Annotated in this window: 7 protein-coding genes; 4 read left to right on the top strand and 3 right to left on the bottom strand. The window is 40.1% G+C overall.

Annotated elements, in window-relative coordinates; genetic code table 11:
- The first annotated feature begins 768 nt into the window (after nucleotides 1–768).
- Nucleotides 769–1,896 (top strand): hypothetical protein, encoded by a 1,128-nt coding sequence (locus H6G77_RS19715; protein ID WP_190872502.1) that lies wholly within the window; start codon nucleotides 769–771, stop codon nucleotides 1,894–1,896.
- A gap of 162 nt (nucleotides 1,897–2,058) precedes the next feature.
- Here the strand turns inward: H6G77_RS19715 and H6G77_RS19710 are convergent, their stop codons facing one another.
- The 3 genes from H6G77_RS19710 to nifJ all read right to left on the bottom strand — a co-directional run bounded on the left by H6G77_RS19710 (nucleotide 2,059) and on the right by nifJ (nucleotide 7,945).
- The gene (locus H6G77_RS19710) at nucleotides 2,059–3,138 is read right to left on the bottom strand and encodes an ATP-dependent 6-phosphofructokinase (protein WP_190872501.1); all 1,080 of its coding nucleotides are present in this window, start codon (nucleotides 3,136–3,138) and stop codon (nucleotides 2,059–2,061) included.
- Nucleotides 3,139–3,270: 132 nt separating this feature from the next.
- On the bottom strand, nucleotides 3,271–4,302 hold the full coding sequence (locus H6G77_RS19705; RefSeq protein ID WP_190872500.1) for a dihydroorotate dehydrogenase-like protein: 1,032 nt from the start codon (nucleotides 4,300–4,302) through the stop codon (nucleotides 3,271–3,273).
- A gap of 58 nt (nucleotides 4,303–4,360) precedes the next feature.
- Nucleotides 4,361–7,945 (bottom strand): pyruvate:ferredoxin (flavodoxin) oxidoreductase, encoded by a 3,585-nt coding sequence (nifJ, locus tag H6G77_RS19700; RefSeq protein ID WP_190872499.1) that lies wholly within the window; start codon nucleotides 7,943–7,945, stop codon nucleotides 4,361–4,363.
- A gap of 399 nt (nucleotides 7,946–8,344) precedes the next feature.
- Here nifJ and H6G77_RS19695 point away from each other — a divergent pair, with 399 nt between their 5' ends.
- From H6G77_RS19695 to H6G77_RS19685, 3 genes are all read left to right on the top strand, one after another.
- Complete coding sequence (locus H6G77_RS19695; RefSeq protein WP_190872498.1) at nucleotides 8,345–13,756, top strand: ATP-binding sensor histidine kinase; 5,412 nt, start codon at nucleotides 8,345–8,347, stop codon at nucleotides 13,754–13,756.
- A 170-nt stretch (nucleotides 13,757–13,926) separates the two neighbouring features.
- Nucleotides 13,927–14,964: a PleD family two-component system response regulator gene (locus tag H6G77_RS19690; RefSeq protein ID WP_190589462.1), complete on the top strand. Its 1,038-nt coding sequence runs from the start codon at nucleotides 13,927–13,929 to the stop codon at nucleotides 14,962–14,964.
- Nucleotides 14,965–15,113: 149 nt separating this feature from the next.
- Nucleotides 15,114–16,508 (top strand): TldD/PmbA family protein, encoded by a 1,395-nt coding sequence (locus tag H6G77_RS19685; RefSeq protein WP_190589461.1) that lies wholly within the window; start codon nucleotides 15,114–15,116, stop codon nucleotides 16,506–16,508.
- Nucleotides 16,509–16,635 lie beyond the last annotated feature (127 nt).

Below are 16,635 nucleotides of genomic sequence, written 5' to 3'. Positions count from 1 at the left end.
TGAACTAAATGAGCGCATAAATCAACTACGGCAACATTTTCTGATTTTTTACGTCAGCTACCAAATACTTGTGATTAAATCCTTAATTGTATGTTTTCATCCTGTCTTCTATCTAAAGTAGTAAATTATTTCTATAAATTTATACATATTTCCAGAGCTAAATTTTCAACCAGGAAGTTCATAAGTTTATGACTTATGACCGATTAATAAATATTAATTTTTCAGTAGAAATATTAAGTAGCATCACCAAGAAATAGAAATTTTGTGTATGAAGATACAAAAATTTATGATACTGTATGTTAGTTTTATAAAGTCAAGCAGATATCAATGTCCTGACTTGACGATTGTTTTTTAGCAATTATTAAAAATAAATTAATTCATCAGTATACCTGTCCGAAAAAGATTGCTAAATTTTCCAATATTATGTACGTAAGTACAACATAATTGGAATCACAATCACATACAGAAATCCGGTTTATTTTCCGAATCTATTTGTTTAGTCAGAGAGTAGGGAATAGCTAAGAGCCACTGTGTTGCGGAAGTTTCTTCCGTTTTAGCAGGTGGGCATTGGGAAGTAGGAAAGAAGCCTTTTGTGGGTGTACTGATGTGTTCTCAAATTAAATATGAGTCTTATATAAATCAAATTAATGACTCAACATTAATACTAAAACAAGCATAAATTTAATTACAAATCAAGATATTAGTAGGTGGTATTTTTAATAGTCTTGACAGCTAAATTAGACAATTAATTGCTCAAGAAAACTCGCCATGAATGCACTACCGATTACAAAACTTGCTGTCCCCGATAGATTTTGGTATACAGGAGTGAGGAAAAAAGTCTTAATTGACTTTGGTAGCGATCGCCCAAAAATTCTTCATCAAGTAGGACAGAGTTCAGGCTTTGAAGCAACTGCCAGCTACACCGACCCAATAACAGGTAAACTGCGGTTATACAGTGATGGTCAATTCATTTTCCACGGACAAACTCATGAAATATTAGATAACGGAGTTTGGGGTGCAAAAAGTTGGTCGGCGACACAAGCAGTAGCAATTGTACCTGCGCCTGGTAGTCATCCTGACAGATTTTATATCTTTACCAATAACAATCAGGAGATATATTACTCGATTGCGGATTTATCTCAAGGTATGAATGGTTCAGTAATTTTATTGAACCGGAAATTGACAGGTAAACAAGATAACCCTGGGGAAGCATTGGGTGTTGTACCCCATAGCAATGGCGAGGCTTTTTGGCTGATAATTTTTAATGGCAGAACAGAGGTGCGTGCCTACCTAGTAGATAAAAATGGCATCAATAGTAAATATGTAGCTTCACCAATTGATTTTCCCGAAAATCGGTTGAATCCCTTAGTTGGTAAAAAAGTTCATAAAGGTTCGATTATTTTCAGTCCCAATTGGCAGAAAGTTGCTTTGGGTGTGGCAGGGTTAGGAATTGCGATCGCCAAAGTTGACCGGACTACAGGTACAATTAGCCACAGCGATTTTTTAATTCGCGGTTCGGCTGGTTACTGTTGCGCTTTCTCACCTGATAGTACAAAGTTGTATTACTCTAGAGGTGATTGGGAGTTTGGACAGTGGAAACACCAGACTTTAGAAGGTTGGAACGCCACACCACATCAAATCGACTTAGTGACTGAGATTGAAACCGAAATTGATATTTTACCTATTGGCGATACAACTGGCTATTCTGGGCCGAGGTTAGCACCTGACGGCAAAATCTATTGGACAGGACAAGGCAAATCTTCTCTAGCGGTAGTCGAAAACCCCAACGCGCCAGGACACGCCCTCAGATTTAACCCTGATGGCTTACCCTTGGGAAATGGTATATTTGCTAGTTGGAACTTACCAACACAGACGTTTAGTTTTTGTCGGGAGTAGGGAGTGGTTCGGCTACTTCGGCTGCGCTCAGTACAAGTACGCTCACCAACCGGGAGTAGGGAGTAGGGAGTAGGGAGTAGGGAGTAGGGAGTAGGGAGAGAATCTTTTACTCAGCACTCATAACTCATAACTCAGCACTCATAACTCAGCACTCAGCACTCATTACTCACCTACATACGTCCCTAAAGCACGGGCGCTGTGTATCAAATAACTGCCGGGGTCTACGGGTGATGGGCTTTTAGCGACTACATCAGCAATGGGGACAGGGACAACTTGGCCATTTTGCCAAGCTACCATCCGGTCGTATTTTTCTTGGGCGATTAAATCTACAGCAGCTTTGCCAAAGACTGTAGCTGTGAGTCTGTCTAATGCAGAAGGAATTCCACCGCGTTGAATATGTCCTAAAACTGAAACTCGTGTATCTACTTCATGGTTAGTACATTGAGCGATTTGGTCGGCAATGTATTGTCCCATGCCACATTTTAATGATGGGGATTTGCTATTGAGTTCTAAACTGCAACTGTTACCAAAATCGGCTACGCAGGGTGAAATACCTTCCGCAACAACAACAATGGCAAATTTCCGCCGCCAAGTATTTCGCAGTTCGTCAATATGTTGACATAAACCGGGAATTGTGTATGTTAATTCGGGGATTAATATGACATCTGCGCCGCCGGCAATACCGGAATGTAAAGCTAAATGTCCGGCGTTGCGCCCCATCACTTCGACAATCATGACGCGATCGTGGCTGGCGGCGGTAAATGTGAGACGATTGAGAGCATCAACAATTGTATTCACAGCAGTATCAAATCCGATCGCTCTTTCTGTTAAAGCAACGTCATTGTCTATGGTTTTGGGAATCGTAATTAAATTCCAATTGCCAAGAATAGCTAGTTGATGGATGATGTTCATACTGCCATCACCACCAATGGCAATTAAAGCATCTAATTTTAACTCGGCATAACCAGCAATCATCTCACTAGCACGGGCTAAGGTATCACCCTTATTGATTGTGCCGAGAATAGTACCGCCCATATTCAGCAGGGGATCAATACCGCGTAAATCCCAACCGTGAACACTGAGTGCGATCGCTTGTCGCTCTAATAAACCTTGTGTAGCGTAAGGAATACCAACAACTTCCCAATCGTATGTGAGTGTGGCATGACTCACAACCGCACGAATCACACAATTCAACCCTGGACAGTCGCCACCACTAGTAAGAATACCAATACGTTTTTTCATAGTTATTTGTCATTGGTCATTTGTCATTTGTTATTAGATGTTCTCCCTTACATCTCTACACTCTGGTTACTGAGCGCAGTCGTTCGCGGAGCGTCTCGCAGAGAAGTACACCCTCGTACCCCACTCCCGGCTTTAGCCATGATAATAAGATGGTTCATAAATCCGCCCCCATTCAGGTTTATAAGTCCGCAAGGCCTTCATATATTGGGCGCGTTCAAAGGCGCTGGGATTTGGGCAATTTTTCTGACTCATGCTACCTTGCAACTGTCGGACTGATTCGTATTCGTGTTTTTCCATCCATTGGCGCATTTCCTCCTCGATGCAACGGATGTGATTAATACCTTGACGCAGCAGTACAGAACACAACATAGTAATATTTGCGCCAACCATCAGCATTTTTAAGACATCGTGAGCGTTATGAATACCACTAGTTGCGGCTAAGTCGGCATGGATGCGATCGTAGAGAATAGCAATCCAACGCAGAGGTAAGCGGATATCTTGGGGAGTGCTTAACAATACGTTTGGTTCGACTTCCAAGGTTTCGAGGTTGATATCTGGTTGATAAAAGCGGTTGAACAATACCAAAGCATCGGCCCCAGCATGATCTAAACGCTGGGCGAAATTGGCCATATTGGTAAAATAGGGACTCAGCTTGACTGCAACGGGAACATTCACAGAGGCTTTGACGTTACGCACCATATTGACGTAACTTTCCTCGATATCTTCCCCTGGAAGTTCCGTGTCAGTTTGGACGTAGTAGGTATTTAATTCTAGTGCAGAAATACCTGCTTGTTCTAAAAGCCTAGCGTAGTCAGTCCAGCCATCTAAAGAAGAACCATTCAAACTGCCAATAATTGGGATATCGACTTTTTCCTTAGCTTTGTGAATTAGTTCTAAATATTCGTCTGGGCCGATGCGAAATCTTTCTGGTTCAGGAAAATAAGTCAGAGATTCCGCAAAACTTTCTGTCCCATAAGTTAAGTGATGATGCAGTTCGTAGCTTTCTAAGATTAACTGTTCTTCAAACAGTGAGTGCATTACCACTGCACCAGCACCAGCATCTTCCATCCGTTGAATGTTATCAATATTTTCTGTTAGGGGAGACGATGAGGGGACAAGGGGCGATCGCAGTTGCAACCCCATGTATGTTGTAGTTATATCCATATTATTTAAGGGGTTAGAGGTTAGAAGCTAGGGAGTAGGGAGTATGAAATTTCAGACTTCACACTTCATACTTCATACTTTTCAACTGTTGATAGGTTTGCCATCGCGTATGAACATCGGCTTGGGCTTCTTGGAGTAACTGCTTGGCTGCTGCGGGGTTAATTTTGGTCAGCATTTTGAAGCGGTTTTCTAAATACATCGATTGTTCTATCGGTAGTTTTGGTGTGCGCGAGTCTATTTGTAGGGGATTTTCGCCGATGTTGCGGAGTTCGGGGTTATATCTATACAGTAGCCATCTACCAGAATCTACGGCGGCTTTTTGATTTTGCATTCCTTGACTCAAATCTATGCCGTGAGCAATGCAATGACTGTAGGCGATAATCAATGATGTTCCAGGATAAGCCTCGGCTTCTAAAAATGCTTTGAGTGTATGTTCATCTCTCGCACCCATCGCCACACTCGCAACGTAGACGTTACCGTAAGTCATAGCGATTAAACCTAAGTCTTTTTTGGGTGCAGGTTTACCACCAGCCGCAAATTTGGCGACTGCGGCTTTCGGGGTAGATTTGGACATCTGCCCGCCTGTGTTGGAATATACCTCTGTATCGAGAACTAAAATATTCACATTCCGACCACTGGCGAAGACGTGATCTAGTCCGCCAAAGCCGATATCATAAGCCCAACCATCACCGCCAATCATCCAGACACTTTTTTTCACGAGGTAGTCGGCAATACTCAGCAGTTCCTTGGCTTTGGGATGATTTATAATTTCTAGCTTTTGCTTGAGGATAGCAATGCGATCGCGTTGTTCGCAAATATCGGCTTCATCTTTCTGCACTGCGTTGAGAATACTATTTGCTAGTTCCTCTCCTACCACTGGTGCAAGTAAAGTCAGCAATTCGGCGGCGAATTCGGCTTGTTTATCAATGGAAATGCGAAAACCTAACCCAAATTCGGCGTTATCTTCAAATAAACTGTTAGACCAAGCCGGGCCGCGTCCTGCGGCGTTTTGTGTCCAAGGTGTGGTGGGTAAGTTACCGCCATAAATCGAAGAACAACCAGTGGCGTTAGCAACAATCATGCGATCGCCAAACAACTGTGTTGCTAATTTAATATAGGGAGTTTCCCCACAACCAGCGCAAGCACCAGAAAATTCAAATAGTGGTTCTTGCATTTGCTGTTGATTGATATGATTTAGCTTTAAGTTGCGTCTATCAGGGTTGGGAAGATTCAAGAAGAAATCCCAATTTTGCCGTTCAGCTTCTCGCAATGGGGGTTGTGGTTCCATATTGATGGCTTTTTTGCGCGTTTCGCTTTTATTCTTCGCCGGACACACATCGACGCAAATACCGCACCCTGTACAATCTTCTGCTGCTACTTGGATGGTATATTTTAACCCGTGCCAATCATGGTCTTTGGCATTGGTACTCTTAAAAGTCGGCGGTGCATTTTCTAGTTCTTGGGGTTCATAAACCTTACTGCGAATCACACTGTGGGGACATACCATCACACATTTACCACACTGCACGCAGACATCTGCATCCCACACAGGAATTTCTTGGGTAATGTTGCGTTTTTCCCATTTGGCTGTGCCGGTGGGGTAAGTTCCATCCACAGGTAATGCACTTACAGGTAAATCATCGCCACATTTAGCAATCATTTTACCCAACACTTCCCGCACAAAAGCTGGTGCAGTATCGGGTACAGGTGGGCGCAGTTCGATGTGACTATCTACACCTTGAGAAACTGGGACTTCGTGGAGGTTCTCTAAGGTGCGGTCTACGGCGTTGAGGTTCATTTGGACAATTTCATTGCCCTTTTTGCCGTAGGATTTGATAATTGATTGTTTGATTTGGGCGATCGCTTCTTCCCGTGGCAACACACCAGATAAAGCAAAAAAGCATACTTGCATGACCGTATTTATTCTGCCACCCATCCCGGCTTCGCGGGCAACTTTATAAGCATTAATTACATAAAATTTGAGTTGCTTTTCAATAATTTGTGTTTGAACTAATCTCGGTAATTTCTGCCAAACATCCTCTAAGCTATAAGGACTATTTAATAAGAAAATTCCACCAGGGATAATATGCGCCAACATCTCAAACTGTTCTAAAAATCCCCATTGGTGACAGGCGACAAAGTTGGCTTGGCTAATTAAATAAGTTGAGTGAATAGGTTGAGAACCGAAGCGGAGATGCGAAACCGTCACCGAACCAGATTTTTTCGAGTCGTAGACAAAATAACCTTGGGCGTAATTATCAGTTTCTTCGCCAATAATTTTAATAGAGTTTTTATTTGCACCCACAGTCCCATCGGAACCCAAACCATAGAAAATTGCCCGGACTATATTATCAGGTTCGATGTGAAATTCAGGGTCATAATCTAAGCTGGTGTGAGTGACATCATCGTTAATGCCAATTGTGAAATGATTTTTAGGTGTAGTCTGTGCCAAATTATCAAACACCGCTTTAATCATCGCCGGTGTAAATTCTTTGGAAGATAAACCATATCTTCCGCCAACAACTTGGGGAGTGCTGAGTTGAAAGTGCTGTTCACTGAGCGGAGCCGAAGTGTGAGTGCTGAGTGCGTGTTCAGTTATAGCTGTAACAACATCCAAATACAACGGTTCACCGGATGCGCCTGGTTCTTTACTGCGGTCTAAAACGGCAATAGTGCGAGTAGTGGCGGGTAAAACATCAACAAATCTTTGACTATCAAAGGGACGATATAGCCGCACTTTAACTACACCAACTTTTTCACCACGGGCATTGAGATAATCTACGGTTTCTTGGACGGCTTCGCAACCAGAACCCATAATTACGATAATTCTCTCGGCGCTGGAGTCACCATAATATTCAAATAATTGATATTGTCGCCCTGTCATTTGGGCGAACTCATCCATGATTTTTTGGGTGATTTCTGGACAATTATTATAATAAGAATTAACCGTTTCTCTGGCTTGAAAATAAACATCAGGGTTTTGGGCTGTACCCCGTAACACTGGTTTATCGGGAGTTAAGGCGCGGGAACGATGGGCAAATACTAATTCATTGGGAATGAAAGCGCGTAAATCTGCTTCATCTAAAAGCTCTAATTTATCAACTTCGTGGGAAGTGCGAAAACCATCAAAGAAATGTAAAAAAGGCAGGCGAGATTCTAAACTTGCTCTGGTAGAAATTAAAGCAAAATCATGGGCTTCTTGCACAGAGGCGGCGCATAACATCGCAAAACCAGTACCACGACAAGCCATCACGTCACTATGGTCGCCAAAAATCGATAGACCTTGGGCAGCGAGCGATCGCGCCGCAATATGAAATACTGTAGGTGTGAGTTCTCCCGCGATTTTGTACATATTCGGGATCATCAACAATAATCCCTGGGATGCGGTGAATGTGGTTGTTAAAGAACCTGTTTGCAAAGCACCATGTACAGCACCCGCTACGCCGCCTTCACTCTGCATCTGCACTACTGTTGGTACAGTTCCCCAAATATTTGGTTTACTTTCACTCGCCCAAGCATCCGCCCATTCAGCCATCGGTGACGAAGGCGTAATGGGATAAATGGCGATAACTTCATTCAGTTTATAGATAACTTGGGCAACAGCTTCGTTACCATCAATGGTTGCAAAGGTTCTGTTGTTCATTCTGCTCCGTTCCCCTGAGTTGATAAAAGAGGCTAGTATCGCTACACGGAAGTCAAAAGTTAAAAGTCAAAAGTTAAAAGGCTTGTGGTATCGTTATTATTTCTTTTTCCTTTTGCCTTGTTGTACTAGCCTCTCTTGCTTCTAGACTTTGCTGTTTCTAAGTTGAAGTTAAAGTAAAAACTTGAGGAACTTGTGAGGACAATATACAAGGAAGGATTCTTAGCTGAAACCACATAGATTAAGTCATAAATAAGACTAAGTGATTCAACTGTTGAGCAACAGCTTATGATGCGGTTATAGTCAAAATCCAATATTTATATATATTTTGACTAATTTTATCTGTTTGTGAACACTCAGTTATTTCTTGGGAATACTAGCTTTATCAATATAAATTATACCATGAGGTCAGTAGAGATGGCGGCTAGTGCTACTCCCGTGATTCCTGGATATCAAATTAGCTCTCAGCTTTATGCAGGTTCTAAAACCCAAGTTTATCGAGCTATCCGAGAGAAAGAAAATCTCCCAGTCGTCATTAAACTGCTGACCTCTGAATCTCCCAACTTCAATGAATTATTGCAATTTCGTAACCAATATACCATTAGCAAAAATCTCAATATTCCTGGGATTATTCGTCCTTTAGGGTTAGAAGCATATAACAATGGTTATATTTTGGTGATGGAAGATGCTGGAGAAATTTCTTTAAAAGAATATGTTGAAAATACGCCATTATCACTCGTTGATTTTTTAGCGATCGCTATTCAATTAACCCAGATTTTGCAAGATTTACACCAAAATCGTGTGATTCATAAAGATATTAAACCAGTCAATATCTTAATTCATCCCCAAACTCAAAAAGTTAGATTAATAGATTTTAGTATTGCCTCTCTTTTACCCAAAGAAACTCAAGAAATTAAAAGTCCTAATATTTTAGAAGGTACACTTGCTTATATCTCTCCTGAACAAACAGGAAGAATGAATCGAGGGATAGATTATCGTAGTGATTTTTATTCTTTAGGTGTGACGTTTTATGAGTTACTAACCGGAGAATTACCATTTATCTCTGCTGATCCAATGGAGTTGGTGCATTGTCATCTGGCAAAAATGCCAACAGCAATAGGGAACAATAAAGAAATCCCACAGATAATTTCAGATATTGTGCTGAAATTAATGGCGAAAAATGCCGAAGATAGATATCAAAGTGCTTTGGGATTAAGATATGATTTAGAAATTTGTTTAGCTCAACTCCAAGAGACAGGCGAAATTAGAAATTTTGCCATAGGAAAGCGGGATACTTGCGATCGCTTCTTGATTCCTGAAAAACTTTATGGCCGAGAATCTGAAGTCAGCATCCTATTACAAGCTTTTGAGCGCGTCACTAATGGTAGTTCCGAAATGATGTTGGTGGCTGGGTTTTCGGGAATTGGTAAAACTGCTGTCGTCAATGAAATCCACAAATCAATTACTCGTCAGCAAGGATATTTTATTAAAGGTAAATTTGACCAATTTAACCGGAACATTCCCCTATCAGCATTTGTACAAGCATTCCGGGATTTAATGGGACATTTGTTGTCAGAAACTGAGGCACAGTTGCAAACTTGGAAAACTAAAATTTTGGCGGCGTTAGGTGATAATGGACAAGTGTTAATTGAGGTAATTCCTGAACTAGAATTAATTATTGGTAAACAACCTACTGTGCCAGAAGTGTCAGGAAATGCGGCACAAAATCGCTTTAATTTATTATTTTCAAATTTTATTGCTGTCTTTACAAGCAAAGCACATCCATTAGTTATTTTTCTCGATGATTTACAGTGGTCAGATTCCGCTTCCTTACAATTGATTAACCTGCTGATGCAGGATAACAGTTATTTACTTTTATTGGGAGCTTATCGAGACAATGAAGTTTCACCTACACATCCATTTATGTTGATGGTAGATGAACTGAAGAAAGCTCAAAAAACTGTGAATACAATTATTCTGTCGCCCCTTGCTTTCGGTGATATGAATCAATTAGTTGCCGATACATTGCATTGTACAACCGAGCGAACGCACCCTCTGACAGAATTAATTACTCGCAAAACTCAAGGAAATCCATTTTTCATTACCCAGTTTCTCAAAGCATTACACGAAACCGGCAAGATTATATTTAATCGTCAACAAGGCTATTGGGAATGTGATATTGCCCAAATCAATACCTTATCTCTAACTGATGATGTCGTAGAATTTATGGCGACTCAGTTACAGAAATTACCTAGTGAAACCCAAGAAGTACTCAAGTTAGCCGCTTGTATTGGTAATTCTTTTGATTTAACAACTTTAGCGATTATTTATCAACAATCACCAGACAATACAGCAACAGCTTTATGGAAAGCTTTACAAGAAGGATTGATTCTGCCACATAGCCAAATGTACAAATTCTATCTTAATTATGATGTAGCTGAAAAAAATATTGGCAATATCGAAAAGGTCGTTTACCGCTTTCTACATGATCGCGTCCAACAAGCTGCTTATTCCCTCATTCCTGAATCACAAAAACAAGCTACTCACCTCAATATTGGTCAATTACTTTTGAGTAATTTAGCAGTACCAGAATTAGAAAACCGGATATTTGATATTGTAAATCAGCTAAATATTGGGATAGCATTAATTCAAGATATTCACCAAAAAGAACAGTTAGCACAGTTAAATTTGCAAGCTGGGAATAAAGCGAAAGCTGCTACAGCTTACTCCGCATCTGTCAGTTATTTAAACACTGGTGTTGCACTTCTAAATCCAGATAGCTGGCAAAGTCAGTATGAGTTGACTTTGAAACTGTATGAATCTTTAGCAGAAGCAGAATATTTAAATACTAATTTTGCCAAATCAAAATATTTAATTGACCAAACCCTATTATCGGCTCGTCACTCATTAGACAAAATCAAGGTCTATGAAATTCAAATTCAATCATACACATCCCAAAATCAACTTCTAGATGCAATAGATACAGGTAGAGAAGCTTTGAATTTACTGGGTATAGATTTCCCAGAACAATGTGATGTTGAAACTATGAACAATCAACATCAAAAACTCAAAATTATTTTAGGCGATCGCCCAATAGCAACCCTAGCTGATTTACCACTGCTAAATGAATTATATCAATCAGCAGCAATGCGAATTCTGGCGGGTTTATTTGCATCGGTATATTTAGCTAAACCAGAATTGTTACCTTTAAAAATATTCACAATGGTGAAAATCTGCATTCAATATGGTAACTCTCCTCAAGCTGCGATCGCCTATAGTCTTTATGGCTTATTTTTATGTGCTACAGGAGAAATAGCACGCGGCTATGAATTTGGTAAACTGGCAACTATTGTTTTAGAAAAATTACAAGCTAAAGAATTAACTAGTAAAGTTAATTTTACTTTTGCCTTATTTATTAAACATTGGCAAGATTCTATTCGTTCTGTACTCCCAGTATTTTTATCTGGTCTAACTAGTGGGTTAGAACATGGCGATTTAGAATATGTTGGTTATTGCGCTAATAGCTATTGTCAATTTTTATTTTGGACAGGAGAAAATCTCGAAATTACTGAAGCTGAAGCAGAGAAATACTGCCAGCTAGTTCAGGAAATTAAACAAGAAGCCTCTGTAATTTGGGTAAATACATGGCGACAAACAGTCAATAATCTGCGGGGTAAAGCGGAAAATCCTACAATGCTCATTGGTTCTAGTTTCAATGAACTTGTAACTCTCCCATCTTTAATTCAAAGTTGTAATGTATGTGGAATTTGCTATGTTTATTTAGCCAAACTTTTACTGTTGTATTTATTTAATGAACCTAAACGTGCAGAAGAGTATGCGAATAAATTTGAAGAATATGAGCAAGGTGTAGCAGGATTATTGGTTCTGCCTTTGAAGAATTTCTATCAATCTTTGAGTTTACTATCATTATATTCTAGTCCCGATGCAGAGATTAAAACTGTTGATTTTGATAAGGTTATCAATAATCAACAGTTACTGAAAAAATGGGCGGAACATGCTCCGATGAATTACCTGCATAAGTTTCATTTAGTAGAAGCAGAAATTCATCGAGTATTAGGAAAAAACTATGAGGCTATAGAATACTATGATCGCGCCATTTCTGGAGCTAAAGCTAATGGTTACATTCAAGAAGAAGCCTTAGCTAATGAACTAACAGCCAAATTTTATCTGAACTGGGGTAAAGTAAAACTGGCTCAAGTCTATATAGAACAAGCTTATCACTGCTATGCTCTTTGGGGTGCAGCAGCCAAAATCACTCATTTAGAACAACAATATCCCCAACTACTTGCAGCTATTATCAAACCTACAAAACAAGGCATTAACTCTGAAGCAAGTATAACTCAACATATCTCTAGTAAGACTACTGGTAAAGACTTTTGGTTAGATTTACCAGCAGTTATGAAAGCTGCACAAGCTATTTCACAAGAAATTGAATTAGAAAAATTATTGGCAACTTTAATGCAGATTGCTATAGCTAATGCAGGCGCACAAGTTGGTTATTTATTTTTGCTGCAAAATGAACAATTAGTAGTAGTAGCTAAAGCCAATACTGAGCAAGTAACAACTTTAGAAGTTCCTTTAGAAGAATCCCAAAATATTCCCCATAGTTTGATTTATGCCGTAGCACGCACTCAACAAACGACTGTATTTGAAAACCTGAGTGATTCACTACAATTTGCCAAAGATAAATATATCATTACTCATCAGCCTAAATCAGTTTTATGTACTCCCATTAGTCGTCAAGGCAAACTTGTCGGGATTTTGTATTTAGAAAATAACTTAACTATCGGAGCTTTTACAAGCGATCGCATTGAAATTCTACAACTGCTCACCAGCCAAGCAGCTATTTCTGTAGAAAATGCTCGTTTATATCAACAAGCAGAAAACTATGCTTATACCTTAGAAGTAGAAGTAGACCGTAAGACTCAAGCCCTCAAACAAAAAGCTGAAGATTTAGAACAAACTTTAACCCAATTACAACAAACTCAAGCACAATTAATTCATAGCGAAAAAATGTCATCTCTTGGGCAAATGGTAGCGGGAATTGCTCATGAAATTAACAATCCAGTAACTTTTATTCAGGGCAATCTTAATCATACAAAAAATTACATTCAAGATATGATGCGGTTGCTGAAACTTTATCAGCAGGAATATCCCCAACCTAATTCTGCTATTCAAGCTATGGAAAAAGAAATTGAGCTTGATTTTTTGTTAGCAGATGCTAATCAAACCTTAGAATCTATGAAAGCAGGGAGCGATCGCATTAGTCAAATTGTTTTGAGTTTACGTAACTTTTCGCGGCTAGATGAGGCAGAAATTAAGGCTGTAGACTTACACAGTGGAATTGAAAGCACATTATTACTTGTGCAGCATCGCTTACAAAAATCCGCAAATTCCCCCGAAATACAGGTGATTAAGAACTATGGCAATCTACCTTTAGTAACTTGCTATCCCAGTCAATTAAATCAAGTCTTTCTGAATATTATTAACAATGCGATTGATGCAATTCGAGCGCATCCCCAAAACAGTGAACAACCCCAAATTCGTATTTTTACTGAAGTAATTGAAAATGCAAAGTTAAAAATTGCGATCGCAAATACACACAGTTTCATCCCTGAGAGTCTCCACAACCGGATTTTTGAACCCTTTTTTACAACCAAATCCGTGGGACAAGGAAAAGGTTTGGGATTATCTGTGAGTTATTCAATCATTCAACAACATAACGGTACTTTAACTGTGCGTTCTCAGCCAAACACAGAAACAGTGTTTGAAATTGTCCTCCCTATTGCTTAAATTCCGCAAAACTCCCATCATCCCATATCAAGTTTGTTGTGTATTTTGGGAATAATTTAAACACCTTTAACCGTATTGCCAACTGTTCATATTTTCTTCAGTTGTCATTTTTTGCCAGACGCAACCCCACACAGCCATACTAGATAAACACAACTTGTAGAACTCGGCTCATGAAAAGTATTAGTTCACTTTCTCTTACCAAAAAGTCTCCCGTCATTCTCGTAGCTGATGATGATCCCGTCATCCGTATGACATTGCGGCGAATTATGGAAAATGAAGGCTACCAAGTAGTTGAAGTTGCTAATGGTAAACAGTGTTTAGATGCTTATGAAACTGTGAAGCCCGATATCATTTTGCTAGATGCTATCATGCCTGTAATGGATGGTTTTACCTGTTGTCAGGAATTATTACAAATTAACAGAGATAATTTAAAATCAGCAATGACAAAGTTTAATTCAGAGTTGGAAATACATGAACTCTTGATTTCTAAACTTTGGAAACATACGCCAATAGTCATGATTACGAATTTAGATGACGAAGATTCTATTAATCGTGCTTTTGATGTAGGTGCAATCAACTTTATTACAAAACCAATTCAACTAACAGTCTTACGTCGGCAGTTGCGCCAATTACTCAAACAAGCACAAGTTTATAAACAATTAGAAGCAGCTAATAAAGCCTTGCAAGAACTAGCAAACGAAGATAGTTTAACTGGCTTGGCTAATCGTCGTCGCTTTGATGATTATCTCAATACCCAGTGGATTAATTTAGCCCAGCAAGCTTTACCTTTATCGCTGATTCTTTGTGACATTGACTTTTTTAAATTATATAACGACCAATATGGTCATCCGATGGGAGATGTTTGTTTAAAAAAAGTCGGTAATGCCTTAAACTCAACAGTTCAAAAATATCAAGATTTAGTGGCTCGTTATGGCGGCGAAGAATTTGCCGTCATTATGCCCAATACCCATGCGGCTGGTGCTGTTCATATTGCTCATTTAATTCAATCAGAAATCAGAAATTTACAAATTATTCATGATGGTTCTTTAGTGAATCAGTACGTGACTTTAAGCTTAGGCGTAGCAACTGTAGTGCCAACTTGGGGTGCGTCAGCTCTCGATTTAATTATTGATGCAGATAAGGCACTTTACCAAGCAAAAGAAGCCGGACGCAATCGCATTGTTTCAAATGTCAAGATGATGGTCTAAAATTTTACTTTACTTTTCCAGCAGATTATTCATAATTAGTCTTTTTTCAATACAATTCCAGAACAAAGCCGCATACCAAAAAACTTTCCCCCCTCTCTCCTACAAGATACTGCACAATAAATGTAGTTCGTTGTGGTGACTACCAACAAATGCCAACTACACTTGCTGACGCACAAAATTTAGTTGCTGACCTCATCTCCCGCTACTCATCCCGTGTAGATTATTTGATGATTCGCCTAGAGGAAGCAGAAGGGACTGATATCTTGTTGCGTGGCGACAAAGTAGAAACCCTTAGTGAAGGTATTTCTATTGGTGGACATATTCGCGCTTGTTATAAAGGTGGCTGGGGTTTGAGCAGTTTTAACCAGCTTTCTACTATTAAAGAACGAATTGAGGAAGCGATCGCAGCTGCTCGCATGGTAGGTGATGAAGAAACTCTACTAGCCCCCATTGACCCAGTGCAAGCAGTCTGTCAATTACCTTTGATGGGTACAGATCCGCGTAAAATTAGCTTATCGCAGAAAAAACAATTGTGCGATCGCTACACTCAACTATTAAAAAGTGTTGACCCTCAAATTACTACAACTTCCGTTCGCTACGGTGATAGCGCCCAAAGAATCATCATTGCGACCTCAGAAGGTACACTCATTGACCAATCTTGGGTAGATATGGAAATGCGCTTCGCTGCCACAGCCAGAAACGGCGAAACAGTCCAAACCGGAAGAGAAACAACAGGTTCTCGCAAAGCCTACGAAGATTTAATCAATTTAGATGAACAAGTCAAAAGTGCCGCACAAAGAGCCGTTGCAGCTTTATCTCTCCCACCAGTTAAAGGTAATACCTACACCGTAGTTATTGACCCCATCCTCACAGGTTTATTTGTTCATGAAGCCTTTGGTCATCTTTCCGAAGCCGATATGGCTTACGAAAACCCCGACTTACTCGAAGTTATGACCATCGGGCGGCGGTTTGGGCCAGAAGAACTACAAATTTTTGATGGTGCAGCCCCAACCGGACACCGTGGTAGTTATTTTTATGATGATGAAGGTACACCCGCCACCACTACCCAACTTATCCAAGATGGGGTTTTAGTGGGAAGGTTGCACTCACGAGAAACCGCCGGCAAATTAGACGAAGCCCCCACTGGTAACGCACGTTGTCTCAATTATCACTTCAGTCCCATTGTCCGCATGACTAATACCTGGATAGAACCAGGAAAAACGCCAGTCGCCGATTTATTTACCGATATCAAAGAAGGAGTCTACGCCCGTAACTGGCTCGGCGGGATGACTAATGGTGAAATGTTCACCTTTAGCGCCGGGGAAGCATGGATGATTAGAAACGGTAAAATTGCCGAACCTGTCAGAGATGTCACACTGTCGGGTAATGTTTTCCAAACCCTAGCTGATATTGAAGCAATTGGCGATGATTTCTACTGGGATGAGTCTGGTGGCTGCGGTAAAGGAGGACAAAACGGTTTACCTGTAGGCTGTGGTGGCCCCAGTCTCCGCATTAAAGATGTCGTTGTAGGCGGAGAAGCTTAGTTAAACTCGTAATTGGTAATTTGTAATTACAAATTACCAATCATAAAATTTTCCATCCCAATAAGGTAAATTTATAGCGGTTATCGGTGGGATGAGGTACATTTCAACCCCACCCCCAACCCCTCCC

The sequence above is a fragment of the Aulosira sp. FACHB-615 genome (assembly GCF_014698045.1).
GTDB lineage: Bacteria > Cyanobacteriota > Cyanobacteriia > Cyanobacteriales > Nostocaceae > Nostoc_B.
This window is presented reverse-complemented; position numbering and strand designations above follow the sequence as displayed.